This window comes from Metabacillus arenae (genome assembly GCF_014773385.1).
In the GTDB taxonomy this organism is placed as follows: Bacteria; Bacillota; Bacilli; order Bacillales; family Bacillaceae; genus Metabacillus_D; species Metabacillus_D arenae.
In genome coordinates, this window is record NZ_JACXAI010000002.1 from 162,638 (window position 1) to 186,592 (window position 23,955).

General features: G+C 30.7%; 36 protein-coding genes. All 36 read right to left on the bottom strand.

Features of this window, described 5'->3' with window-relative positions; all coding sequences use genetic code 11:
- Window positions 1–37: 37 nt before the first annotated feature.
- A complete protein-coding gene (locus IC621_RS02385) occupies window positions 38–1,087 on the bottom strand; it encodes a ribonucleotide-diphosphate reductase subunit beta (protein WP_191155358.1) in 1,050 nt (349 codons plus the stop codon).
- Entirely contained in the window at window positions 1,081–1,545 is a 465-nt protein-coding gene (locus IC621_RS02390) for a flavodoxin family protein (protein ID WP_191155359.1), read from the bottom strand. The genes IC621_RS02385 and IC621_RS02390 overlap by 7 nt, the downstream gene beginning before the upstream one ends.
- Window positions 1,536–3,827, bottom strand: a complete 2,292-nt coding sequence (locus tag IC621_RS02395; RefSeq protein WP_191155361.1) for a ribonucleoside-diphosphate reductase subunit alpha — start codon at window positions 3,825–3,827, stop codon at window positions 1,536–1,538. Before IC621_RS02395 ends, IC621_RS02390 begins: the two co-directional genes overlap by 10 nt.
- Before the next feature lie 62 nt (window positions 3,828–3,889).
- Window positions 3,890–4,231 (bottom strand): hypothetical protein, encoded by a 342-nt coding sequence (locus tag IC621_RS02400; RefSeq protein WP_191155363.1) that lies wholly within the window; start codon window positions 4,229–4,231, stop codon window positions 3,890–3,892.
- 529 nt (window positions 4,232–4,760) lie between these two features.
- Window positions 4,761–4,955 (bottom strand): hypothetical protein, encoded by a 195-nt coding sequence (locus IC621_RS02405; protein ID WP_191155365.1) that lies wholly within the window; start codon window positions 4,953–4,955, stop codon window positions 4,761–4,763.
- Window positions 4,956–5,083: 128 nt separating this feature from the next.
- A complete protein-coding gene (locus IC621_RS02410; RefSeq protein WP_191155367.1) occupies window positions 5,084–5,227 on the bottom strand; it encodes a hypothetical protein in 144 nt (47 codons plus the stop codon).
- A gap of 5 nt (window positions 5,228–5,232) precedes the next feature.
- Window positions 5,233–5,529 carry a hypothetical protein gene (locus IC621_RS02415; RefSeq protein WP_191155368.1) on the bottom strand — a complete coding sequence of 99 codons (297 nt, stop codon included), beginning with the start codon at window positions 5,527–5,529 and terminating at the stop codon, window positions 5,233–5,235.
- Entirely contained in the window at window positions 5,526–5,729 is a 204-nt protein-coding gene (locus IC621_RS02420; protein WP_191155369.1) for a hypothetical protein, read from the bottom strand. The genes IC621_RS02415 and IC621_RS02420 overlap by 4 nt, the downstream gene beginning before the upstream one ends.
- Window positions 5,729–5,854 carry a hypothetical protein gene (locus tag IC621_RS26810; RefSeq protein WP_263575977.1) on the bottom strand — a complete coding sequence of 42 codons (126 nt, stop codon included), beginning with the start codon at window positions 5,852–5,854 and terminating at the stop codon, window positions 5,729–5,731. The genes IC621_RS02420 and IC621_RS26810 overlap by 1 nt, the downstream gene beginning before the upstream one ends.
- Window positions 5,855–5,968: 114 nt before the next feature.
- Complete coding sequence (locus IC621_RS02425; protein ID WP_191155370.1) at window positions 5,969–6,175, bottom strand: hypothetical protein; 207 nt, start codon at window positions 6,173–6,175, stop codon at window positions 5,969–5,971.
- Between the two features lie 272 nt (window positions 6,176–6,447).
- On the bottom strand, window positions 6,448–6,759 hold the full coding sequence (locus IC621_RS02430; protein WP_191155371.1) for a hypothetical protein: 312 nt from the start codon (window positions 6,757–6,759) through the stop codon (window positions 6,448–6,450).
- Between the two features lie 32 nt (window positions 6,760–6,791).
- Window positions 6,792–7,100: a helix-turn-helix domain-containing protein gene (locus IC621_RS02435; RefSeq protein ID WP_191155372.1), complete on the bottom strand. Its 309-nt coding sequence runs from the start codon at window positions 7,098–7,100 to the stop codon at window positions 6,792–6,794.
- Between the two features lie 218 nt (window positions 7,101–7,318).
- Window positions 7,319–8,266, bottom strand: a complete 948-nt coding sequence (locus tag IC621_RS02440; protein ID WP_191155373.1) for a DNA cytosine methyltransferase — start codon at window positions 8,264–8,266, stop codon at window positions 7,319–7,321.
- Between the two features lie 58 nt (window positions 8,267–8,324).
- Complete coding sequence (locus IC621_RS02445) at window positions 8,325–8,651, bottom strand: hypothetical protein (protein ID WP_191155374.1); 327 nt, start codon at window positions 8,649–8,651, stop codon at window positions 8,325–8,327.
- Window positions 8,652–8,762: 111 nt separating this feature from the next.
- Entirely contained in the window at window positions 8,763–9,377 is a 615-nt protein-coding gene (locus tag IC621_RS02450) for a hypothetical protein (protein ID WP_191155375.1), read from the bottom strand.
- A 4-nt stretch (window positions 9,378–9,381) separates the two neighbouring features.
- Window positions 9,382–9,945, bottom strand: a complete 564-nt coding sequence (locus IC621_RS02455) for a guanylate kinase (RefSeq protein ID WP_191155377.1) — start codon at window positions 9,943–9,945, stop codon at window positions 9,382–9,384.
- Entirely contained in the window at window positions 9,933–10,097 is a 165-nt protein-coding gene (locus IC621_RS02460) for a hypothetical protein (RefSeq protein WP_191155379.1), read from the bottom strand. The genes IC621_RS02455 and IC621_RS02460 overlap by 13 nt, the downstream gene beginning before the upstream one ends.
- A gap of 28 nt (window positions 10,098–10,125) precedes the next feature.
- On the bottom strand, window positions 10,126–10,326 hold the full coding sequence (locus IC621_RS02465) for a YorP family protein (RefSeq protein WP_191155381.1): 201 nt from the start codon (window positions 10,324–10,326) through the stop codon (window positions 10,126–10,128).
- A gap of 5 nt (window positions 10,327–10,331) precedes the next feature.
- The gene (locus tag IC621_RS26955; protein ID WP_191155383.1) at window positions 10,332–10,637 is read right to left on the bottom strand and encodes a 3D domain-containing protein; all 306 of its coding nucleotides are present in this window, start codon (window positions 10,635–10,637) and stop codon (window positions 10,332–10,334) included.
- A gap of 22 nt (window positions 10,638–10,659) precedes the next feature.
- Window positions 10,660–10,998, bottom strand: a complete 339-nt coding sequence (locus IC621_RS02475; RefSeq protein ID WP_191155385.1) for a hypothetical protein — start codon at window positions 10,996–10,998, stop codon at window positions 10,660–10,662.
- 88 nt (window positions 10,999–11,086) lie between these two features.
- A complete protein-coding gene (locus IC621_RS02480) occupies window positions 11,087–11,419 on the bottom strand; it encodes a hypothetical protein (RefSeq protein ID WP_191155387.1) in 333 nt (110 codons plus the stop codon).
- Between the two features lie 84 nt (window positions 11,420–11,503).
- On the bottom strand, window positions 11,504–12,079 hold the full coding sequence (locus IC621_RS02485) for a 3'-5' exonuclease (RefSeq protein ID WP_191155389.1): 576 nt from the start codon (window positions 12,077–12,079) through the stop codon (window positions 11,504–11,506).
- 67 nt (window positions 12,080–12,146) lie between these two features.
- Complete coding sequence (locus IC621_RS02490) at window positions 12,147–13,952, bottom strand: hypothetical protein (RefSeq protein WP_224752271.1); 1,806 nt, start codon at window positions 13,950–13,952, stop codon at window positions 12,147–12,149.
- On the bottom strand, window positions 13,945–14,478 hold the full coding sequence (locus tag IC621_RS02495) for an NUMOD4 domain-containing protein (protein ID WP_191155391.1): 534 nt from the start codon (window positions 14,476–14,478) through the stop codon (window positions 13,945–13,947). The genes IC621_RS02490 and IC621_RS02495 overlap by 8 nt, the downstream gene beginning before the upstream one ends.
- Window positions 14,479–14,506: 28 nt before the next feature.
- A complete protein-coding gene (locus IC621_RS02500) occupies window positions 14,507–15,316 on the bottom strand; it encodes a PD-(D/E)XK nuclease family protein (RefSeq protein ID WP_191155393.1) in 810 nt (269 codons plus the stop codon).
- 4 nt (window positions 15,317–15,320) lie between these two features.
- On the bottom strand, window positions 15,321–16,331 hold the full coding sequence (locus IC621_RS02505) for a hypothetical protein (protein WP_191155395.1): 1,011 nt from the start codon (window positions 16,329–16,331) through the stop codon (window positions 15,321–15,323).
- A gap of 13 nt (window positions 16,332–16,344) precedes the next feature.
- Complete coding sequence (locus tag IC621_RS02510) at window positions 16,345–17,904, bottom strand: DnaB-like helicase C-terminal domain-containing protein (RefSeq protein WP_191155397.1); 1,560 nt, start codon at window positions 17,902–17,904, stop codon at window positions 16,345–16,347.
- A gap of 14 nt (window positions 17,905–17,918) precedes the next feature.
- Window positions 17,919–18,395: a hypothetical protein gene (locus IC621_RS02515; protein ID WP_191155399.1), complete on the bottom strand. Its 477-nt coding sequence runs from the start codon at window positions 18,393–18,395 to the stop codon at window positions 17,919–17,921.
- 63 nt (window positions 18,396–18,458) lie between these two features.
- Window positions 18,459–19,589, bottom strand: coding sequence for an AAA family ATPase (locus IC621_RS02520; protein ID WP_191155401.1), 1,131 nt, complete (start codon window positions 19,587–19,589; stop codon window positions 18,459–18,461).
- Between the two features lie 59 nt (window positions 19,590–19,648).
- Window positions 19,649–20,872: a hypothetical protein gene (locus IC621_RS02525; protein WP_191155403.1), complete on the bottom strand. Its 1,224-nt coding sequence runs from the start codon at window positions 20,870–20,872 to the stop codon at window positions 19,649–19,651.
- Window positions 20,873–21,001: 129 nt separating this feature from the next.
- Window positions 21,002–21,379, bottom strand: coding sequence for a hypothetical protein (locus tag IC621_RS02530; protein ID WP_191155405.1), 378 nt, complete (start codon window positions 21,377–21,379; stop codon window positions 21,002–21,004).
- A 182-nt stretch (window positions 21,380–21,561) separates the two neighbouring features.
- Entirely contained in the window at window positions 21,562–21,753 is a 192-nt protein-coding gene (locus IC621_RS02535) for a hypothetical protein (RefSeq protein ID WP_191155406.1), read from the bottom strand.
- Complete coding sequence (locus IC621_RS02540; protein ID WP_191155408.1) at window positions 21,750–22,397, bottom strand: DUF4230 domain-containing protein; 648 nt, start codon at window positions 22,395–22,397, stop codon at window positions 21,750–21,752. Before IC621_RS02540 ends, IC621_RS02535 begins: the two co-directional genes overlap by 4 nt.
- Window positions 22,398–22,417: 20 nt before the next feature.
- Window positions 22,418–22,609 carry a hypothetical protein gene (locus tag IC621_RS02545; protein WP_191155410.1) on the bottom strand — a complete coding sequence of 64 codons (192 nt, stop codon included), beginning with the start codon at window positions 22,607–22,609 and terminating at the stop codon, window positions 22,418–22,420.
- A 35-nt stretch (window positions 22,610–22,644) separates the two neighbouring features.
- Window positions 22,645–22,803, bottom strand: coding sequence for a hypothetical protein (locus IC621_RS02550; RefSeq protein ID WP_191155412.1), 159 nt, complete (start codon window positions 22,801–22,803; stop codon window positions 22,645–22,647).
- A gap of 41 nt (window positions 22,804–22,844) precedes the next feature.
- Complete coding sequence (locus IC621_RS26295; protein ID WP_224752272.1) at window positions 22,845–23,936, bottom strand: hypothetical protein; 1,092 nt, start codon at window positions 23,934–23,936, stop codon at window positions 22,845–22,847.
- Between the last annotated feature and the right edge of the window lie 19 nt (window positions 23,937–23,955).

A 23,955-nucleotide genomic window follows, 5' to 3' on the forward strand; every position in this document is an offset into this window, starting at 1 on the left:
ATCTCCCTTATAATTAAATTTATTTTCATTGATTGTGTTACAGGTCGTCAAATCCATTACTATCACTTACTTTTGTGTACTGCCTAGATTTCTGCTCAAAGAAGTCTGATTTACCCATATCAATATTTTCTTCTGAGAAACTTCTAATCCAAGGCATAGGATTATCGTCTACATCTTCGTACAATGGCTTAATACCGATAATGGAAAGACATTTATTCGCACGGTATTTGATATACTCTTTCATTTCATACATATCAATATCTTCTTCATTTTTAAGAATATATTCTGACCACTCAATTTCTTTTTCTACTGCCTGTTTAAATAAGTAATATGAAAACTTCTCTACATGCTCAAATAGGCGAGGGTTATCGTTAATTAAATCATTTAAAATATCTCCAACTACTTTCGTATGAACAAGCTCATCGATATTAATATATGAAATTATAGAAGAAGTTTTGAGCATTTTCTGATTCCGAGCCAAGTTGTAAAAATAAGCAAATGCTGAATAGAAGTTAATCCCTTCTAAAGCCATAGATGCAACTAGTGCTTCAACAAATGACTGTACTGTAGGATTTTTTTCTAGGTTCTCATATACCTCAGTGATTAGTTTGTTTCTTTCATAAATAGGTTTTTCAGTTCTAGCCATTTCAAAGGCTAAATTTTGTCTTGTTAATTGCTCAATAGAAGACATAATATATGAGTAAGAGTGGTTATGAATTACCTCTTGCTGCATCGCTATGATAAGTTTAGCCTGAACTGCTGTATCAGATATGTATTTAATTAACAATGAGAAGAACCTCGGTTGAACAGAGTCTAAAATAGCAACAAGTCCATTTATTTTTAGAAATGTTTCTTTTTGTTGTTCCGTAAATTGCTTCCATTGTTTTGCGTCATCCGACATATTAATTTCAAATGGTGTCCAAAAACGACTTAATAATTCTTTGTAACGTTCGTATGTTGCATCATTTCTAATGTCATTCCAGCTTAAAATACCACTAACATCCCCATTTAAGATTGATGTTGCTTTGTTTGGAAATTCAGGTGCTAATAATGGCTGTACTTTTAACTTATCTTCTAACTTTAACAATCGTATGTCCTCCTAATCACGTTATCTGCGAAGTCTTTAATTTTACTAATTTGATATACACTCACTGGTCTTTGTTCTACTCTTAAGATATCAATGACAGTCGTTTTTTTCTCTAAGTGATACTTTATTTCATCAATTGCTCTAGTGTAGTTTGCCCATTGAGTGTCACCTGTGCCAAATACAGCAAACGATGGAAGAATGAAATTATTGTACTTAAGAATATATCTAAGAAAAGCTAACGTATATTCAGGAGTATTTCCTGTTCCATATGTAGGACTTCCTATAAAGACCAGATCATACTTTTCAATATTAAGATTTGTATAATCCGAGTTCTTACCAAGTACAAGAACATCACATTCCTGTACTTGGTCATTTATAAACTCACGAATCTTATTTGCTACTACCTTAGTATTTCCACTTAGAGAATAATAGACTATTAAAACTTTATTTACTGACAAGACTCACACTCATGGTAACTACCAGAAGTTGAACGAACATAATATATAGTTTTAAATTTACTCTTCCAAGCAGTTACAAGGTAGTTTAATAAATCCTTAGCTTTTACATCATTATGTACATACAGGTTAAAACTTTGAGATTGATCTATATGTCTCTGTCTTGCAGCATTTTGTTTAATACTCCACAACTGATCAACTTCGTATGCTCCCTTATAGAACCAAACTGTCTTAGGACTTAAATCTGGAGCAGTAACTGGAATCTTATAGCTTTTCTTTTCTTCGAAGTAAAGTTGACGGAAAATTGGATCGATTGTTGCACTTCCATTTCCAATTACGCTAGTTGAACCGTTGGGGGCGATTGCGATCAAGTTACCATTACGCATACCATTTTCTTCAACGGATTGAATTAATTCGTTCCATTGTTCATTAGAAACAAATCGTTCACTATCTTCTTGATTACCGTAGTTTCTACGTTTAAAGTAACTTGCATTATGCCAATCTGAACCTTCGAATGCAGGGTAAGAACCTTTTTCGATTGCTAATTCGTTAGATGCTTTAATTGTAAGATAAGCAATTTTTTCATACAATTTATCTGCATAATCAACCGATTCTTGTGAATCCCATAGGATACCTTTTAATGCCAATAAATGCGCCCATGAGAAAGTTCCTAAGCCAATATTTCTGTATTTTTTATTAGAAAGAACAGCTTGTAAAACAGGAATATTATTTAAGTCAATTACGTTATCAAGCATTCTTACTTGAATTGGAATCAATCTTTCCAATACGTCATCCGTAACGGCATTACCTAAGTGAATTGATGAAAGATTACATACTACAAAGTCACCAGGTACTTTCTCTACTATGATAGTTCCATCTTCGGTAGAATAAGTCTCTCTAACCGTTGTAGCAGAAGTGTTTTGTGCAATTTCGTGACAAAGATTAGAACAATAAATAATCCCAGCGTGTTTATTTGGATTGTCACGATTTACCGCATCCCTAAAGAAGCAAAATGGTGTTCCTGTTTCCAGCATTGCTTTCATCATTGCCTTCATAATATCAATTGCTGCAACTTTATCTTTTGACAAACTGTTATTCTGTACGCACATCTCATAACGATCCCTAAAAGTACCACTACCTTCTGTCTCATCATAGGAGTCTTCTAGCGACCACCCCATTACTTTTTTAACTTCATGCGGATCAAATAAATACCAGTCGCCACGTTTTTCAACTTGTTCCATGAATAAATCTGGAATACTTACACTGAAGAATAAGTCATGAGCCTTCATACGTTCATCACCGTTATTCAACTTAGCTTCTAAGAAAAAGAAAATATCTTTGTGCCAAGCATCAAGTGTTACGCAGATTGAACCTTGTCTAATGCCACGTTGATCCACTGAAACAGCAGTATTGTTTAATTGTCTCATCCAAGGAATTACTCCTGATGAAACTCCTTTGTATCCCCGAATGTCAGATCCTCTACTACGAATTTTACCTAAATATGCACCTATGCCCCCACCTTGACTAGATAGATTGGCAATATCTGTATTGCTGTCGTAAATACCCTGTAAACTATCATCAACCGTATCAATAAAGCAACTTGATAACTGTCCATTATTCTTACCAGCATTGGCCATCGTTGGAGTCGCAACGGTAATATAAAGATTGGATAAAGCCCAATACGATTCTTTAACTAATTGCATACGTACATGCTTAGGCTCTTTAACCATCTCGATCATGGCAATAATAAGCCATCTCTCCTGCGGTAATTCGAAAGTACGTTCATCGTAGTCTTTAGCTAAGTATCTATCGTATAATGTTTTTAACCCAATATAGTTAAATTTATAATCCATTTCAGGATCGATGAATGACTGTGCTACCTTAATTTCTTCCCTAGTGTACTCTTTTAAGATAGTTTCAGAATAAATACCAATCTCACCTAATTTTTTCAACAGCCCATAAAAACTTCCGTATTTGTCATTCGCATCATATGATCGATTGTATGCAGCTTCTTTGTATAACTTATTTAAGAAAGTCCTCGAAGCAACATAAGTCCAATCAGGTTGTTCTCTTGTGATATTGTCTAGAGCATTCAAAACCAGTTTATCTGTAATTTCTGCTGCTCTAAATTCATCTCTACTCGCAACAAGTCGAGTGATACGATTTTTGTATTCTGTAGAATCTAATTTAGGAAAATCAACCATAACATTGTTAATTGATCTTTCTAATCTTTCTTGATCATACGGTAATTTTCTTCTTCCTTTATCTTTAGTAATAATTGTCACTAACCAATCACTCTTTTCTCTATATATTTATATTTAATTTACTTATAAACTTATATCATTAATCACTCAATCGAATGAATATCTTTCGTACCTTTTATGTAATCACTATCTTCATCTTGGTTTAAATCTGCCATAGCAGCGTATGCATTTCCCATACTTTCATAATCATATGTTTTATCTTCTTTAACTTCCCCAACTTCAATGTAATTTTCATTGAAGTATCTCTCATTAACTGCAAACTTATTACCTTTTCCAGCATTATCAACTAAGATTCTCTCACCTTTACAGCAAGCGAAAGGCCCATATTCTGTTTCAAATCTTTCTCCATCATCTGCAACTTTGTCTAAGGTCACAAGAAACTTACGATGGGCGTATAATTTTTTCAACTCTCTATCTCCTTTCAAACTAACCACTCCCTTATTTAATTTGTCTTACTGCGAATCTATTAATCTCACTTCCTCTCATATGTTGTATTACCATTATATATGATTAATTTATTTGTGTAAATAGTTTTTATTTATTAATTTATTTTTATTCTCCATGAAACTCGAATAGCTTACTTAGATTCCATATATTCTTCAATAGCATTTTGAATATCTTGATAAGAGAAATTCTCTGTATTCATTTATCATTCACCTCGCATTCTATATAAAAGTAATCTTTTATTGAAAATTTATCGTATAAATATACATTTATTATGTATATTTAGTGTATAATTTAAGTATTATTGTATATTTATAAATGTGTCTTACGTCTAAATTTAAGCGAATTGTTCATTTAACTTCCTTATTGCATTTATCACAGCAATTATTTTTTAAGTCCCAATGTCTTTTATAGTCCACATATTCATTACACTTTTCACAGCGTATTACTTCTTGCATTTTAGTCCTCTCCTTTACTTCGCAATTTTTGTCTAATTCTTCTAAATACTCACTAATCAACTCTGTTAATTTCAATATTTTTTATAGCTTCCGTGGGTATATCTGCTTCATTTACAAGCAAAGATTCAAACTGTTCGGATACGTGATATTTAAAAGTTTTACCTTGTTTTTTTAAACCTTCGTCCATTTCTTTTGTCTCCTCGTCCGAAAATGGAATCTCCAATTCAATAGTTACAAATGCTTTCACTTGTAATTCCTCCTTTAATTTACTTCGTTATTTATGTCTAAATTCGATATTAATCTTCTTTCCAAGCTCTATCTCTTGCTTCCATAGATTCTTTATTATCTTTTGGTGTTAAATTATAAAATTTGTTTTTATTTAGACTGGACACTTATTTGTTCGACAGTCTTTTCAATAAGCTCATTCAATTCCAATTGAGTATCTACATCAATGCAATTTTCTGACATTTCCATTAGCTTATTTGCTAGTGCAGTTAAAAATTGATTATCAGCGTACATATTTTTCACTCCTTTATCTTCAGAATAATATTCTCTTTCTTCACAACTTTTTCTATATGTATCTTTAATTCTTCTAACTTATTGTTTAATTCATTTACTTCCACACTATCAATCTCTTTAATCTTCTCTGAGGCATAACGCTTAATTGCATGTGATAAGTCCCCATAATAACCAATATCCTTCCAATCCTGCTTAATTACCTCTCCAGTTGATTTGTCTTTTATGTCATCAAATCTCTGCAATATGAAATTCAGCTTATCGCTCTTTATGGAAAACCTTTCATCTAATTTAAGCTCCATCATTTCACCTCTATCCCTAAATATTCAATTACTTTATCAAGTGGCAATGCTTTCTCAATCAACTTAACTTTTGTATAAACTCCCTCAACACAACTCTCATGACCTGTTAGTTCAATTCTGTCTTTATGATTCGCATCGTAGATGTATATTCCATGAACATTTTCGTTGCAATATTTTTTACAAAGATCACATATCTTTTCCACTAATTTCTCCTTTTCTCAAATGGAGGATAACTTTTTTTATTACCTCCTGCAATAATTGCCATGATAAATGCTCCTACGGTTCCACCAATCATTAAACACATTATAATTTTGACAATTTCCATCACTTATATCATCTCCTAGTTATAGAGAGTGGATTCATTTACCACTCTCGTTTATTTGTTATCTTTAATATAAATGATAAATTTATTTTTGTCAACATGTTTTTATGATTAATTTATTTATATTAAATATGTATTTTCATCAATTTCTCTGAGTAGTAATGATACTTTAGTCAGATACTCATCAACTTTCCCATATTTCCCTGGATCAGTAAATGTAACTTCGTTTACTAAGTATTCTTCTAGTTCATACAATTTCAATTTTGCTTTTTCAGCAGAATCTCTAATTAATTGTTTACCTTCGTCAGTTGCACCTGTTTTGACCATTTACCCACCTCCCTCAACAAAATACCGTCAAATATTTACCTTTGCGCTGAATAATATGTGGAGAAGAATGTTTCCTTCCCCGTTCATAATTAACCTTTGGTGCTTCCTCGCTTATGTTAAATACCTTTTTCACATTATATGTATTAAATACTATCTCTCTTACTATATCCTCGCTCTCAGCTTTAACCTTAAGTGTTATGTTTTGATCGTTCTGAGAGCAACATCTTACGAAATACTTCTTCACTAATGTCCTACCTTTCTATTTAAAAACTTTAGCCTTGTATTCTTTTCTTTGTTTCTTCTAATTGATCATTTTCATATTTTAGTTGTTTAGCAAGTGGCAAATTGCACAACAAGTTTACGTTGATGAGTACCTTGTTGACTGAAATCTCATCGTTAAGATAATGTTCAATTTTGTCTTCGGCATACCAATCTTTCTTCCACGGTTCCTCATATTGAACCAAATACTTATATGTTGAACTTTCTCTTCCATCTTTATAATAAAACTTTCTTTCTTCTACTTGTTCAACAGTCCCAATTACATCTTTGCCAATCACAACCTTTTCACCAATTGAAAATTTCATCCCTTCATCCCCTTTTATTTTTGTTTAATTTATTATAATGTGAAATTTGCTAATTTCTGTTCTTGTTTCATTTTAGTTAATTCTAAGGCAAGTTTATAAGTGCTAATCAAGTGATTAGACATCATAACAGGCTCACCAGATTCAAAATTTCTAATTCTAGTATCAGATGTACCTAATAATTTACTTAACTGTGAAACTGAAATTCCTAATTCTAAGCGCTTGTTTTGAAGTTCTGATCCTATTTTTAACCATTCTTCTTTGTTTTCCTCAATAAACTGCTCCTTTTCTGCCACTTGACCTAAAAACGTATTATCTACTTCTTCTTGTGTGATGTAATTCATATATTAATCCTCCAATTTTGTTTTTTATTTTTAATTAAAATGTAAATATTATTCAGATTTCTTTTCACTTCCTGCCGCCTATCTTAATTTCACTAATGCATCCGAATATAATAATTAACCAAAATGTCGTCCACCAAGGATGAGCGTAAATTAGTTCCACTTATTTTCACCTCTTTTCTAAATAAATGGATTCATTTATTTAGTTATGTATTACTAAATTATGATGCTTTATGTATATCTTTATTTGATTCACTATGTATAATTTGTTCTTTCATAAAACTGAATATATGAGCAATTACATCTACAGTCCAGCCATCGCCAACTAACCCTACTCTCACGTCATCATTATTTGTTTCAACGATCTTTGTGTAGTTATAAGGTAACGTCTGTAATCTTTCAGCTTCAATTGGATGAATTCTTCTGTATGAATTATTTCCTAACCATATGTTTAATTTACTACTTGCTCTTGATTTAGGTACAGTGCACATAGTTCCATCAATAAAGTAAGCTCTGTTTGCTTGTGAGTAATGTCCTTTATAACTAGTATCCCATTTAACATAATTCTTACTGAATCTCACTGTCTCTAATAGCTTTTGATCATCCATTGTTTTTATTTTATATGTATTATCGTAAATAATATCTTTAATTTTCAACTGCTTATCATCGGGTTGAATTATTCCTTCAATATTTGTCCAGTATAACCGAATACGTCTTTGCGCTGAAACTAAAACACTATTCATCTCGATGGGTTGCACACCCATTTCTTCATTCATTATTTCCTTTGTTTCTTTATCTGGTTTAACATTCTCTAATAAATACTTTAAGTTCGGATTATTGTATTTAAGCAGCCAATCTCTAATTTCCACATATTTATAAAATAATTTACTACGTGGATCATCTAAGTTTTTTCTACCTGACTTTGCTTTTGATAAACCCTGACATGGACTTCCTCCAATAAGTAAATCTATTTTTGGAAGTTGTTTAAGGAATTCTTCATTTAATTTAGTTACGTCACCAATATGTTTTATATTAGGATAATTGTGTTTAGCTACCTTCATTGAGTCTTCATTAATCTCACTAGCAAAATAGTTATCTACTTTTATTCCTGTACGTTCCAGTGCTACTTGACCGCAGCTGATTCCATCAAATAATGACAATACGTTCATTGAACCACTCCTATATTACGTTTATTTTATCTATATAACTTTAAATAAAAATTTGATTTCATTTAAAATTTTCTTCTAATCTCTTGACTAATTCTGGAACAATCGTATGTATTAAAGCCTCATTATATGTCGTACAAGGAAATCTTGGCTGCGAACACTGACCTAGAAAACGCTTAGTCATTTTTAATAATGCTTCATCTGTAAGTTTAGGTGGTAAATCTTCTTGAGCGTATGAGTTCATTCTCATTTGACTTTGCATCTCAGGAGTGACTGTCTTATCTTCTAATTCACTGATATGAATTTCTTTTTCACCAAAAATTACATATTTTAAATCATAAATTTCTTGTTGTTTTTGCCTATATTTTTCAGGTAACTTAAATCCCATTTCCATTCTCCTTTTCATTTAAATAAAACACATATTTTATTTAAATTTAGATACTACATATAGTGGTTTTTATTTAAGTTATACACTATATGTAGTTGTTTTATTTATAATTTATTTGTTAATGAACTTATTCTTCTCTTCTTCTAGTCTTTTAATCTGCTCATCAATACTTTTCAATTTACTTTCCTTAACCTTATTATCATAAGACTCAAGATATTCGCTCCACTTTTCTTCTAATTCCCATATATCGCGTTCTTTACCTTTGAATTTACCGTATTTTTCTTCAACCTTACTAAGAATGAATGAGGGTGCTGTCCAATCACAACCATTTCCACAACATTCATGTTTTTCATTATAGAGTTCCATATCTGGAATGCATTGGCAAAATCCCCAAAGTCGCTGATCTCTTGTTAGCTTAATTTCATAATAATAATCTGGTGATTTTTGATCGTATGCACAATTAAAAAAGTCATACTCATCATTCGGCTCTTCTCCATTATATTCCCATAGATAAAATAACCATTTCCCATATGTATAGCCTTCTGTCTTATCATTTTCAAAATGAATATCCATTTTCCAGTTTTCTAAATCACTCAATAAAGGTTGTAATACATCTTTGTTTTGAAGCAGTGTTTCATAGTACCTTATATACTGAAGAAAATATTTATCATCTTTATGTTCATCTATTACAAACTTTTTTAACTCTTCGAAGAAATTTGTTTTCATTCAGTCACTCTCCATTTGATATTGATTTCAATAATTCTTTAATAACAATTTTATGTGCTTCTAGTTGTGCTTCTTTTAAATCATCATTAACAATCACATAATCCGCAAATTTCTCATTTTCAAATTCATCGGTTTCTTCTAAGTGTTTAATTCTTCTAGCAATATCAATTTCCTTATCACCACGAATAAGCATACGTCTTTTTAATTCATCAATAGACGGAGGTTTTATATATATTGAAACTGCCTTATCACCTAATTTACCCTTTAACGCTCTCATGCCATTTATATCTTTTGTGCAATGATAAGGTTTTCCATTAATTAATTCATCAATTTTATGTTTTGGTGTCCCATAATAGTTCCCTGCATATTTATTTGTTTCAAAAAAGAATCCTTCAATTTCTAATTTTAAAAACTCTTCTTCACTCACCTGTTTAATGTGATAACCGTCAATTTCTCCATCTCTTAATGCTCTTGTAGTACAATTAGTCATAAAATCAATAGGTAATGAATGTTGAATTTCCGATTTTCCTGATCCACTAGCTCCCATGAAGATTATTAATTTTGACAATGTTCCACCTTCTCAATTTGCTTAAAATTATGTACTGCTGCACTCTTATCTCTAAACTCAATCTCCACTTGCTCATGTTGATGATCGATCATTAATACTTTTCCTGGTTCCCCTGTATGTATTAGTTGAATTTGCTCACCTACTTCAAACAATTAATCCACCGCCTTTATTTTGTTTAATTTATTTATACAGTTTATTTAATTCGATTTCACGGAACCTACATAGTGTCCCGTTTTCTAATAATACTTCGTAGTCATACTGTGAAACCTCTAGAGTGGATATAATTTGTCCTTTCTTCCCCACTTCGTAAGGAATTTGATTTTTAGAATGGTCGTTTACAATAACCATGTCGCCAATTTCAAATGTAAAATATTTTGGCATTAATTTCACTTCCCTTCTCTTAAAATAGTTAATTTTGCTTTTTGCCTTCCTAGTTTAATGGCTTCTGATTTACTAGCAACTAGTACATCAACAATTTTTCCCTGAATAGCTCCACCAGTGTCAGACGCTATTGCAGTAAATGTTTCTGTCTCAGTTTCAACTTTAACTATTGAATGCAGTTTTATCAGATCGGTATCTACAGCAATAATTCTATACCCATCTCTGTAAATAGTATTAGATACATCGTGACCTGTAGCAGTTATACCTATACAACCTTCATTACAAAATGCAGTATAATATGTAGCTTCCACATTTAAAACTCTCTTATTATCGTTAGGGTGAGGATGACTCCCTATCTCTAGCCTGCTCCAACTGTTCTTTTAGCTTACTGATATCCTCTTTTTGCTTAGTAACAGTTTCATTTAAACTCTCATTCTCATCTTTCAACTGATTAATCTTTCCTGTTTGACTCTTAATCTCAGTTTCTTTTCTTTCTAACAATTCAATTTTATTTGTATAATTTATTTGTAACTTCTCATATTGCTCAGTTTTACTTTCTAACTTCTTATGTAATGAATCAGTCTCTTGATTATATTGCCAAGCAATTACACCATTTGAAATCAATAGTGCAGCAATAATACCTGTTGTTACCCGATGTTGTTTTTTAATCATAATGTAAGCCTCTTTGCGAGTGAGGCTTCACCACCTACCTTTTTATGTATAATTAATTTACTTTTTTTAAGCGTATTACTATGTAATATTAATACTGTTCTTGTATTTCCTTGATCAATTTAAGCATTTGTTTTTCCGCTTTCTTCAGACTGCTTTTATACATATAAACTTTTTCTATACCGTAACCTGAGCTAACCTCAATCAATACCGCTTTACGTTTATTTTTAATAGCATCTTGTATAAGGAAGAGTAAATCGTAAGTGTAATTTAAACCGATAACACTGTGATATTGGTATGATTTTGAAAATGGCCGTTTAGAGTAAAAATAAAACCCTTCAATTTTTTCATCTTTTCCATACCAACAAGTATCTGTTTTAAGTTGTATGTCTGACTTAAAAAACCAGATCAAATTCTTTAACAAATTCATCCCTCCTTACGCCTAAATTTTTTGTTAAATTAAAACTCTCTTATTCTCCGTTTTTCAAACTCATAATCTAAATAAATTTTATCTTTTATTGAGTTTGATTAATTCATTATAGCAACCAACGACTAAATTAATTTGATACTTAACATCATCAAATGCGTTATGATGAACCAATGAATCATCTATATATCTATCTTTCAATTCTTTTTCAGTGATTCCAAGTTTTGCACTTGCAAGATCTACTATTGTGCGCACATCTCTGTCATTCTTATAGTGAATAGGGTATCTGAGACCAATTGACTCAAGTTGATGTTGTATCATTTTGTTGTCAAATAAAATACCATTACCCCATAAATGAATTTCTCCATCTAAACTTAACTCTAACAGCCATTCATTAAAACTTTGCAACAATTCTTCACTGGAACCCTCTCCTTCGTTAAGGAGTTCAGTTAATAATTCTTTATTTGTATTTAACCACCAAATTAATGTACCACCTGTGATATTATTAGTCTTGTTAAGTGCTATATCTGCGATCTTATTAAATTCTGATATGTATTCTCCTGTGTTAATGTTAAAGGCAATAGCTGAAATTTGAATAATAGTTGAATCTGAATTTGTACCTAAAGTTTCAATATCTGTCATTACATCTATTCTCATTCTCTTCTCTCCTTATTTATGTAATTAATTTATTTATATTATATTTTATTATTAAGATTTAGTAAACTTATTTCTCATTTTTCTGTTCGTCTTTTTTCGACTTCTTTTTCTTTCTATTTGGAATTCCGAGAATATTATTTAGTCGTTCTTTCGCTAACTCAACATAATAATTTTTATCCAAATAAGTAGGAACTTTAACACCTTTGATATCGTCATTGTCAATGAAGCATTTATCTGGAGTATTGCCTATTTTTTCTGGAACTTCTTGTTCTAACCCATCTTTCATTTTTAACTTTACTTTAAAAACTCCTTTAGCATTTTCACGATTATCCGCAAATACTCTTAATACTTTTTCATATAATCTTTCTTCCCCATGTAAACCATAAAGATATTTACTTGAAACTTTGACTAACTTTTGAAATTCTCTAAGTTCATTACAATTATTTATTGTTTCTTCTAAAGGAACATTCTTAGTAAAATAATTCACCAAAGCTTTGTTCACAATTGGTAGATCATAATCTAAATCATCAAGTGACTTAAGCCAAGCCCCTTTACTTTTGTATTTTCCTTTATCATTAATTATGATGTAATTATTCACATCCTTTTGATAAATTTTAGAAAACTCTTCCCATTCTAAATCTAATCTTGTTCTCTTTTCCCATTCAGCAGCTATTTCTTTTATCTTATCTACAGTTTCTCTATCCTTAACTGTCATGAATAGTCCATCAGTATTTATGTTATTGACAACACAGAGATCTTCAACCTTTTCAACTAAATCCAATAAGAGTAATTGTCCTGCTAAACACACATTATTGGCCTGTAAAGGATCATATAATGGATTAAACTTATCCTTAAGTGCACCATAGGTACTGTTAAGGATAATTTTCATGGGTTGTTGGCGAGGATCTTTCAAAGCTTTTAATCTTAAACGCTCATCTCTAATCAGTTTGTATTTATCTTTATCTTTTACATTTCTACTCATGAAACCATATTCAATCATCAATGATGGATAAAGACTCGCCACATCTGCACACAAAATGATACCTTCGGCATTATATTTAGGTATTGCAGCGTGTGCTCCACCATAACCAAGTATTAATTCACTATCTTTAACATGAAATTTCAACTTCGCTTTATAATTATGATTTTCAGGATTCATGTACCAATCAATCACATGTTTATACTTATTCAATACCAATGTATCTGGAACAATCATATCAAATTCATCCCCACGATGAGGGTGTTTTTCAGCACCTAAAGTAAATCCAGCTAATTGTGCTTTTGTTTTGTTAAATTGATTCATACTTAAATCAAAAGTATCTATGATAGCTAATTGACTGTCAAATTCTGCTCGTCTAATATCGAATACTTTTACAGTTTCTTTTACATCATGTGCACAATACCTAATTAAGTCTTTTTCTTCTTCGTCTGTCAAAGGTCTATCAATGTTAAAAGGAACGCTTGATTCTTTAATGTTAGATCCCATGAATCCCTCAAGAGTTTTTAAACCAATTGGAGGGTTAGGCATTATGTCGAAATTGTTAAATGGTATTTTAAAACCATCTCTAACAATTTCAAAACCTTTCTTTCCTTCTACAATTAATTTATCATTGACATATCCTGCGTCCATTCCTAATAATAGACCTTTGAAAATATGTTGATCGTAACTGCGACAATTATATCCTACGTATATATATTCCTTAGTGAGATTATAGAATCTCCTTAACTCATCTTCATTATTTTTAATTATTTTACCTTTCTTACTATCATAATCTATAAATACTACACACCAATAACTTCTTCCGGTAATTTCATCTTTACAATTTGACAGGACTTCAAAATCATAAAACATTAATTTTGGTTGATTATTCATATGTATCACCTGAAGAATATCTCCATTTATAACCACCTGCTGTTTTACAATGTTTCTTACCCCTACACACCGAACTTATATTTACATGATTAATTCCTAATTGTCTTTCAACTTCCATAGTAGAAGGAAATGTCTTTATATAATTACCGCCTAAATCTAACTGATCTACTGATTTGGAATGTTTACCATTTATCTGTGGTTTACTTAATCCATTTTCCCAAGCGTGATTTATATTTTCACGTTGTGTCACCCATTCTAAATTTTCTACAGTATTGCAATTCTTTACTCCATTAACATGATTAACAAAAGGTTTATTTTCTGGATTTGGAATAAATGCTTCAGCAACTAACCTATGTATAGAAACAAATTTCACCTTACATTTTTCCCATAATTGAATTCTTAAATATCCATCGTGATTGTTTTTAGGAGAAAGAATCTTATCTTTTTTAATACTTTTAATATTACCTAAATTACTTACCATGCATTTACCTTCATATCCACTTACATCTTTCCAAATCTCACCCATTAAACCACCTCTAAATTTTATATTAAATTTACTTATTAAGCATTCCTAAACATGTTTCCCTATAGCTACAAAGGTTCCTACAAAAGAAATCTTTATTAGGATCGTTATCCATATGCCAATTTCCGATATTACTCGTGTCAATTTGATTAATTTCCTTAACTGTATTAGTAACATATTCTTTTGCTTCATTTGCAGCTTCTTCAGAATAATCAACGTCAACGATCCCATCTTCATATTCATCAAAGAGGTCAATTTTAGTCCTTTCAACTAATTTTCCATTTCTTAACACATATTTGAGCATGTTAAATTGAAGAATAATATTGTAATCTGGATATTTCTCACTCAAATGTATACCGTACAATAATAGTTGTCTTGATTTCTTCGGTAAGTCCTTTTTAGCAAACTTTGTACTTGTTTTTAAATCAACTACATAAATATCCATTCCGATTCTGTACCATAAATCTATGTATCCCCTAAGTATAATTCCGTTAATATCAATCTCGAAATAATCCTCAATTCTAATAGTGTTATTGTTTGTGGGTTTATAATTTTCTAAGAAATGGACAATACAATCCACATATTTATTTTTAACATTTTCACTCATCCAAGGTAAATCTAACATCTCAGCATCATCAACTGCTTCTATGAATTTTTTAGTAGCAGATTCATTAGTCTCATGACCTTGCTCCATTCCTTGTGTTAACTCATGCGTTACAGTGCCAAGAAATGAATAAATGTTATCTCCTGATCTGTTTTTTTGTACATAGTTGTGATAATATAATCTTCTACAATTGTGAAATGTTTCTAGACGAGAAAACGAATACTTTTCTTCTTCCATTAAATCAACCCCATACGACATAATTTTCAATTAATTCTTTGAATTTATCTAACCCGACATCGGTTGGTGAATTTTTACTACCTTTTGAAAGTATTTTATTTTCTTTGTCAGACACATAACCGACCTCCATATTGAAGAATTTAAGAAGAACCTTTGCCTTATTAACTTGATTGATTATCAATTCTTCTTCCAATCCTTCATCAAAACATAAAATTATTCTTTTTGGATTTAACCAAGATAATTGTTTAATTTGTTCATTATGTATTGCTTTTCCACCTAAAGCTACTCCTTTATGAATTCCCCATGAATCAAGCTGCATTACAAATTTAGACGATTCTCCAACGTATATGTCTTCAGTGCTTTGTAAATATTCGTAGTTATTATAGTAACCAAACAAAGCTTGACTCTTTGGAAAGGCTATTAGTGGGAACCATTTAGGAACTTCATCTTTTTCATGATTTCCCATGTACCTACCTTCAATCCCAATAAGAGATCCTTCATAAGAATACCAGGGAACTACGATTCTTGATGTTGAATGGCAGATACCCAGTTTAAATTTCTTTTGTGTTAATAAATTAATTCCATCTTTCAAGAACAAAGTGTTATATTTGTTTATGTATTCATTTAACACATCTTCTTCATAAGGCTTAAGTTCAATCCTACTATTATTTCTTTTTCTTATATTGTCATAAAATCCACCGAATATTTTTTTGTTTTTATTAAAATCTATGTAAGATATTCCAAGTTCTTTTTTTACTGTCCTAATTATTTCTTTTAATTCAACTTTCTTACATTTCATGATTAAACTGAAAAGATCACCGTATATATCTCTAGCAAAATCGTTACTTGTTAAGTTTTCATTTAATTTAATTCTAATTGAAGTGGCATTTCCTTCTTCATCAATAGAACATCTTATTTCTCTTGTTCCAACTTTAACGTTATGAAAATCATATTCTTCCAATATGGATTCTATATGATGTGGATTATTCATTAATCTTTTCTTCAACTCAATCATGCATATTTCATCCCTATCTTAAAAAGTCAATTCTTGAGGGAGAACAGAATCCTAATTCATGCCAAACATTTATATGTCCATCGTATTTGTAAAGAATTGCTTTCGAATCTTCATCATTACGTGTTTTATCTACAAATACTATTCTAAATTGTCCACCTAATGTATGGTCGATTTCAAAGAAATCCTTTTTCCATTTACCATTATCTTTCTTTAATCTATAAGGTCGCATGTAATACTTGTTTTCTGGATTTAATTCAATTTCATTGACTACTTTTCTCATTAAGAATATCTCGGAACATACTTCTTTTGTTTGTTTACTACTTGATAAACACTGAGAAGTTACCCATGAAGTTTTTTCCAGATATGTCGCTAATTGCGCTGTAATGATTTGTGGTACATTATATTTAGATGCAAATTGAAACAATGCTTTTGAATCTTCAACCATAGAACCTCTGGCCAATCCCATATCAGAAGAATCTTCGGCTTTAAAAGTATCATAAAGAAATGCGGAATATCCATGATTCAGGTGAAGTCTTTTTTGTTCTCTTACAATATCCCTTACATTGTAATCAAACGTTTTAATGAATTTAATATTGTTTTTATAGTTTTTATTAACATATTGTTTTGCTAATTTAATCATTTTTTTATCTTCGTTTGAGAATTTACCAGCTTTAATTTTCTTTCTTGTTAAGTTGAAATATTTAAAATGATGTACCAATGTATACACCAATATTAGAATTTGCCATGCTAATTTACGTTGTTCATTTGCTGTAATACAAACTTGTTCCCCTCTATAAACCATTGGCATGACGAAGTTTGAAAAAGCCATACTCGTTTTTCCTGTACCTGAAAAACCACCTACGAGCGTTAACTCACCTTTATTTACTCCCATTGAAATGTTTGAAAGAATTGGAGATGCCCATATTTCTTTATTATCCTTTTGAGAATAACCACCGATATCAAAAGGAATTCCTGTTAAAATTCCACCTTCTAATTTTTCTTCAAAATCATCCTCAATGTCTAGATCACTAATTTCCATATCATTAGAACGAACTCTGATCCCAATATTAGAAATTCTAGATTCATAAAATTGTAATGTTTCAGCAGCACTCATTTTTCTCAATAACTTAATTGGTATGATTACTTTATTGTTTATGTATATTTCATTTAATAAATTAAAACCATCTTCATGTAACTTCAAAAGGATATTCTCCCTATTCAATACGTCTATATATTGTTCAATGTTATTGGAATTTAACATCTCCATAGTATTGAATATAACATCATATCCTCCTCTTTCATTAAACCCAGACATTAAAATTTCATTTTCACCTAAGTACGATAGTACAGATACTTCATCAAAAACATTGTACAATTTACTCATTTGTTGTCCTAATGTAAAGTAAAACCTTGCGTCTTCTGTTAAAAAGTTTTCTGAAGTTATTTCCTTATATTCTTTATATAAATTAGGATCTTTCCAGAACCCAAAAACTGTATTTCCTTCGACTCCAATTCTCCCTTCAAGAAGCTCTTTTGGGTATTTCTCAGTAACTCCACTTATAAAAACACTCATAATATTCCTCCATACTAGTATTCGTCAATTAAGTCAGAAAATGATTTCTTCTTAGTTGGCGTATACTTTACTTCTTCAACGATATCCAACTCTACCATAAACTCTTCATCCGTCTCTTCTATTTTATCTCTAAAATCACCAATTGAATTTTTAATAATCGCTGTGAAATATCTTATTTTCGCATATTCTTTTTCAAAATGTTTATCCATTGCATTCACAATATTTTCAACATCAGATTCCAAATAATTTATCATTTTTTTATAGGTGTGTATTTTAGCAATACCTTGCAGTTCTTTCATCAAGCTAGTGTTAGTTGTCTCTCCTAACACTTCAAAAGCAAAATCTATAACTTTCATTCTACTTTCATTTTCTTTATTCCAATCGGAGTATTCTTCAGCATTACAGTAATATTGATTTTTATTTTTTACTACAACCTTATAAGCTTCATTTCGTTCAATTTTATTTTTACAAATTCTACATTTAACTAACATAAATTCTCCTCCCTAAAGAATATAGGGAGAAGAATCTCCCTATTAAATTATTAATATTACTTATTAAAGAATTGCTAAAATGTCTTCAAACATTTGAGTAGGTTTAGTTTCATCTAACTTTGTAGCGTCATATCTTCCTAAAATCTCTTTAACTTGTTGTTTTTGCTCTGTAGTTGCTGTTTTATATTTACCAGCTACTTGCTTCTTTAGTTCTTTGTTATGTTCAACATCAATCGCTGGTTCAATTGTAGTTTCATCTACGATTACTTCTTCCCCATCAATCAAATCTTCTTCAATTTCTTTTTTGGGTTCTACTACCTTAACATCTTTATTATTCAACGCTCCCGTTTTAGAAAGAGCCATTCCTTTTTCTACAATATCAATGAATTCTTTTGCCATATTTGGTTTATCAAAGACGATATATTCAGGTACTGCTCCCATTGCAAATCTACCTCCCGCATCAATTAATGTGGTAGAGCGTAAATATAGTTTTCTAACTTCACCGGTTGCTTTGCGTCTTTTCTTTTCGTTGTCACCTTCGCCAATAGTTTCTTCTTCGACTTCACGGTCAATATATCCAGTTAGAGTAACATCGAATACATCTCCGAAGGCAGCTTCATAGTTTGATTGTAAGTTGGAAGTTAATTGCATATAACCTTCTTCCTCGATATTCCCTTTTTCTTTAATTGTTCTAAATTTTGTATGACCAATCATCCATACTCCAAATGAAGCTTTTTGTAATTCCAAGAAGTACTTTTTAATTAGTTCAACAACCTGCGATTGACCGGCTCCGTATCCTCCATATGCCGAATTAATAGATTTACAAGGCTTTTTAGTATCAATTACCGATAAACGAATGACCTCTTTTTCAAACATTGGAATTATTTCCTCGGCTACATCGAAAACAACCATTTCGATATTATGTTCTTTTCCTTTTTCTTTAATTAACCAATTTTTCAATTCAATTAACTCTTGATAAGTTTCAATATGTATAACATTTAAGTTATCGAGTAATTTGAAACCAATTTCAGCACCTAATGCCACAAGTAATCCTTTTTCTGGATCACCGTATTTTTCAATAATTACATCACGAGCAAGAGTAGATTTACCAAATTTCTTTTGTGAACGCAAGTAAATGCTTAAATCCTTGATATCTGTAGAGATTTTATTAATCGAGGGTTTTTTTAACGCCATATTATTAAGTACCACCTTTTTTATAATTAATTTATTTTTAACGTCTTTATATGTATTACTTACATAATGTCTAAATCATCTAAATCGTCTAGGACATCTCCAATTTCTTCATCATTCGCATTCGAAGTTTCTTCTGGAGTATTTACAATTGATTTAATCTCAAAGTCACTATCGATATAAACTGTATCTTTACGTCCTTTTGTAAATCCTCTAGATACATTGACAATGATCATTTCTTGGACTTTTTCACCATAAACATCTCCGCCAAGTTCTTTTCTAATATCATCCATTGTGATTACTTCTAATTCAAGCATTTCTTTTTGGAAATCAGTTAGCATGTCTTCAGTAATTTCAGCTTTTTGTGCTCCATCTAGAATCTTTACTTTTACACCGAACTCTTTCCAAGAATCATCCTCAACAGTGAATTGATTTTCCATAATTTTCACAAATTTTTCTACTTTTTCACCTTCTTTTGAACCGTCAATTACCAACTGTACAGGGCAAGCAATATTTTCTTTACGTTGATTATCATAGTTTCTGATAAAACCATTTACGTAGTGTTTTTTAGTAGTTTCAAAGCTAGCAGTATCTAAACTATCTTTGTTGTAGTAAATTTCAATTAGTCCGGTTGATGTTTGTGGTTCATTGTCATCTACAAGATAAATTCTTGATGGAACTAACTTTTTGTAAATTTTACCGTTGTATTCGCTCCATACAATATCTCCACTGACTTTAAATAATTTATTATCAACTTTACCAGAAGAAATTAATTTTTGTAAAAACTCAGTGTAATCATATTCAGCTAGGAATACTTTACGTTTCTTTTTACTTTCTTCTAAAGCAGCTTTAATATCTGCTACACCTAATTTAGATAACTCTTCTTCTGTAAGAATACCTTTTTCTTGTTTCTCTAATGCATTTTCTAATTCATATCGTCTGCCGTACTTTTCTAAATCAACTACTAACTTTTTAAATTCAGCAATATTTTCAATTACTTCCGGTTTATTTCGATCTTTCCAAGGAATTTGAATCTTTTCACCTTTTTTACGCTCATGAGTTGTTGGATCAACTTCTCCTTTAGTGAAAGAATAAACAAATCCTGTTCCATCTTCTTTATACATTCCTTCACTAGTTAACATGTGTCGATTTTCAGCAGATTGTACGTTGAATAACAATCTTGATTTAGCCCATCCACTAGGATAAGATGTTACTTCATATGGTTTAAATTTCTCACTCTCTTTTGAGATAGATAATTTACCAATGATTTCGAAAGTATTTGCCATATATGTATTTCCTCCTAATATTCCATTATATTTTATAATTAATTTACTTTTATATGTTATTTTCAATAAAAGATTTGCTTTAACCTACGGTGAACTCTTGTTCATATAATCTATAACTCTCACCACCTTTTAAACAAATTTTCTATTATTCTTTTTTCTACTAAACTTCTTCTCGTAACCTTCTATTCTAAGTTGCTTACTAATCTGCTCATATCTTCTTTTTGGCACAAAGAACTCGAACTCGTTATCACCTTGGAAGTTTTTCACTCTTATAACTTTACCATTCCAAACTTTTATATGTAAGTCACCATAACAGTATGTAGTCCAAAACATTGATTCATGAATCAGTTTTTCTTTCATCCATTTATGTCGCTCAACCTTTTCTTTGACAATCTGGATATTTCTTGTTAATTTCCTGGCTACCTGATCCATATCAGTATCTTCATTGCCCTTTACTGTAGTGGTATACTGTTTATATGCCTTCTTACTGAGCTTTAGTATTTTCATTATTTCAACTCCTTTCTTTATGGGGTACTTTTAGTATATATGATTAATTTATTTATGTAAAGTGTTTTTAATAAATTTATTTATAAAAAATTAATCTCAATAAAAGGTTGTTTTTATTCAGAAATAAATCTATATGTAGTGGTACTATTGATCAAATCATACTATATATAGTATGTAAATCATTAATTTACTTTATTATCATACATTAAACACTTAACCATTCTATCCTGTCTGTCCTCGCTGTTTCCTTCCAATACACCTGCTGCGTACCCAGTTTCAAATGCCATCTTAGCAATCTTAATATTCAATTCACTCATCCCATAAGCTTTCATTGAATCCACATATGTTTGTATCACTTGCTCTTTATAGCTCATTTCACACTCTCCTCTGAGAATATAATATCATTGACTCCAGGTAATCCAATTAACAATTCTTTAATAACACGCTGATTGTTTAAGTTGGCTTGTGACATAATTTCTTTGTCATTAAGTATTTCATTCTCAATATTCTTATGTACACTTTTGTAAAAGGATTTGGTTTCATCTTCTGACATACTAAGTCTCAACCATCCGCTTGTTTTTTCAATCTCAACTTCATTGAATGGAATCTCCAAGCTAACCAATTCTGGATTTCCCAATGAGATATAAACAGTTCCATTCTCATTGTCAACATTTGCAATATGTATATTCTTTGTACTAATGCCCATTTTGTAAGAACCATGAACATTCATTTCAGTCTCCCTCTTTCCGAGAAAGCCATCATCTACTTTTGTATCTGTTTTATTGATTTCCTGCTCAACTGAAACAATTTCACTTTTAGATTGTAATTTACCTAGAATCATTTCTTCCGAAATTATAAACTCACTATTTGAAATCTGTTTATCGAGTTCGATAATTTTGACTGAATTTACATTTTGTTCATTTTTAAAATATGCTTTTTGTATAGTAACTGCTGCTATGGTTAAAGCTAGGGTAATTATTGCGACCTTTAATAAAAGTTTTTTGAACTGCCATTTCATTAAAGTCACCTTCTTTTTAATTAGATTTTATTGTATAAATCATTCGCTGTCTTTAATAACTCTATAAGATCCTCTAAATGCGTTCCATCAAAATTAAACATCTCCTCTGGTTCGTGGCAATTATTTCTAACCTGGAGTTGAAAATCTCTTTTACCATTTTTAAATCCATAATCAAGGATGATAAATTGTTCATTTCCTATCATATTAATCACGTCTTGACCTCCTATCTTTCTATAAAAAGTAAGTTTTAAATCAATCCCAAAATTTTCAATGAATAATATAGACATCCTAATCCTAAAAAGAACGGAATCACCTTATACAACATAGAGCTAGTAAAATTTTTTGTTTTATTAATTAGAGCAAATAATATATTAAATACTGCTGTAGCAAAAACAATCCAAATCATTTAATTTCCTCCTTTAATTAAAAACTTGAATTTATCTTAATTTAAGCAACTTGTTTGACTACTCCACTTAACCAATCCATCCACTTTTCAAATGCATCTACGAATGGTTTTACATTATAACTTGAAGTCCATCCTGCAAAACCAATAAAACCAACTTGATTAAATGTGATGCCTTCTCTTCTATCAAAATATGACCCTTTAACTGTAATCTGGACGTATCTTAAACCTTTAGTCTTCAGAATGTCAATATCTTTTTTACGAGGTGCTCTTAACGATAATTTCATCTCTTTATCATGATCGTGATTAGCTAATTCCTGTGAAATAAATGACCTTAAATGGTCGATATGTATTTCTCTTAACATCGAATAACTAAACTCTTCGTTAAAACGTTTTCTAGCTTTCTCTGCTCTCACTCTTTGTGGTATTGCTCGACTATAAATTTTAGGAATGTGATCCTCTTCTGTTGTTAAATCAAATAATTCAAATGCTGCAACGTTAGTGTAATCATTCTTATTTAAAATAGTCCACCACATATTGTTGATATTATGATAGATAACTCCACGTTTTAAACGGCCTTTCCTATCACGAAAATACTTCGTTTGACCGTTATATAATTGTTTATCATCTCTATCTTTAGAATTATAGGAAGGAAATTCATAATCAGGAAGTTCCTTACCCTCTTTGTAATGCCAACAGCTTTTAATTTTGTACATTACTTTGTCAAATGAACTTTTAAACTCTGGCTCTGCACGATTAGAAAATCCTTCTGACTCAATTAGTTCGCAAATAAGGTTCCGTGTGATTAGGAATTCACACTTGACTAAATACGGCATCTTTTCAAGTTTATCAGAGTCGTAATATCCGCCATTTTTATTTTTAGTTTTTACTTCTTGATAAAATTTGATATCAAATCCTGCCGGATAGATATGGGACTTAAATTGTAAATCTCCTTTTATACCTTCCCAATGCGTATCTGCTAAAATTGGATATTCATTTAAAATCCTTTGGTCTGTTTGAATTATAAAGCCTCTAGATTCAAGAAGTTTAAATACTTTATCGAGCAGATCTTTCTTTCCATCATTAACCGTAACATCTATACTTTTTGTATCAGCATAATATGTTTTCTTGTTCATATTTACTCCTTTAATTTAA

Excerpts from the sequence above, each read along its gene's own strand:
- IC621_RS02410 (WP_191155367.1), bottom strand. The coding sequence starts at position 5,227 with ATGTACGCTGATAATCAATTTTTAACTGCACTAGCAAATAAGCTAATG.
- IC621_RS02415 (WP_191155368.1), bottom strand. The coding sequence starts at position 5,529 with ATGATGGAGCTTAAATTAGATGAAAGGTTTTCCATAAAGAGCGATAAG.
- IC621_RS02425 (WP_191155370.1), bottom strand. The coding sequence starts at position 6,175 with ATGGTCAAAACAGGTGCAACTGACGAAGGTAAACAATTAATTAGAGAT.
- IC621_RS02430 (WP_191155371.1), bottom strand. The coding sequence starts at position 6,759 with ATGAAATTTTCAATTGGTGAAAAGGTTGTGATTGGCAAAGATGTAATT.
- IC621_RS02435 (WP_191155372.1), bottom strand. The coding sequence starts at position 7,100 with ATGAATTACATCACACAAGAAGAAGTAGATAATACGTTTTTAGGTCAA.
- IC621_RS02440 (WP_191155373.1), bottom strand. The coding sequence starts at position 8,266 with ATGAACGTATTGTCATTATTTGATGGAATCAGCTGCGGTCAAGTAGCA.
- IC621_RS02445 (WP_191155374.1), bottom strand. The coding sequence starts at position 8,651 with ATGGGATTTAAGTTACCTGAAAAATATAGGCAAAAACAACAAGAAATT.
- IC621_RS02450 (WP_191155375.1), bottom strand. The coding sequence starts at position 9,377 with ATGAAAACAAATTTCTTCGAAGAGTTAAAAAAGTTTGTAATAGATGAA.
- IC621_RS02465 (WP_191155381.1), bottom strand. The coding sequence starts at position 10,326 with ATGCCAAAATATTTTACATTTGAAATTGGCGACATGGTTATTGTAAAC.
- IC621_RS02475 (WP_191155385.1), bottom strand. The coding sequence starts at position 10,998 with ATGATTAAAAAACAACATCGGGTAACAACAGGTATTATTGCTGCACTA.
- IC621_RS02485 (WP_191155389.1), bottom strand. The coding sequence starts at position 12,079 with ATGAGAATAGATGTAATGACAGATATTGAAACTTTAGGTACAAATTCA.
- IC621_RS02490 (WP_224752271.1), bottom strand. The coding sequence starts at position 13,952 with ATGAATAATCAACCAAAATTAATGTTTTATGATTTTGAAGTCCTGTCA.
- IC621_RS02495 (WP_191155391.1), bottom strand. The coding sequence starts at position 14,478 with ATGGGTGAGATTTGGAAAGATGTAAGTGGATATGAAGGTAAATGCATG.
- IC621_RS02500 (WP_191155393.1), bottom strand. The coding sequence starts at position 15,316 with ATGGAAGAAGAAAAGTATTCGTTTTCTCGTCTAGAAACATTTCACAAT.
- IC621_RS02505 (WP_191155395.1), bottom strand. The coding sequence starts at position 16,331 with ATGATTGAGTTGAAGAAAAGATTAATGAATAATCCACATCATATAGAA.
- IC621_RS02510 (WP_191155397.1), bottom strand. The coding sequence starts at position 17,904 with ATGAGTGTTTTTATAAGTGGAGTTACTGAGAAATACCCAAAAGAGCTT.
- IC621_RS02515 (WP_191155399.1), bottom strand. The coding sequence starts at position 18,395 with ATGTTAGTTAAATGTAGAATTTGTAAAAATAAAATTGAACGAAATGAA.
- IC621_RS02520 (WP_191155401.1), bottom strand. The coding sequence starts at position 19,589 with ATGGCGTTAAAAAAACCCTCGATTAATAAAATCTCTACAGATATCAAG.
- IC621_RS02525 (WP_191155403.1), bottom strand. The coding sequence starts at position 20,872 with ATGGCAAATACTTTCGAAATCATTGGTAAATTATCTATCTCAAAAGAG.
- IC621_RS02530 (WP_191155405.1), bottom strand. The coding sequence starts at position 21,379 with ATGAAAATACTAAAGCTCAGTAAGAAGGCATATAAACAGTATACCACT.
- IC621_RS02535 (WP_191155406.1), bottom strand. The coding sequence starts at position 21,753 with ATGAGCTATAAAGAGCAAGTGATACAAACATATGTGGATTCAATGAAA.
- IC621_RS02540 (WP_191155408.1), bottom strand. The coding sequence starts at position 22,397 with ATGAAATGGCAGTTCAAAAAACTTTTATTAAAGGTCGCAATAATTACC.
- IC621_RS02550 (WP_191155412.1), bottom strand. The coding sequence starts at position 22,803 with ATGATTTGGATTGTTTTTGCTACAGCAGTATTTAATATATTATTTGCT.
- IC621_RS26295 (WP_224752272.1), bottom strand. The coding sequence starts at position 23,936 with ATGAACAAGAAAACATATTATGCTGATACAAAAAGTATAGATGTTACG.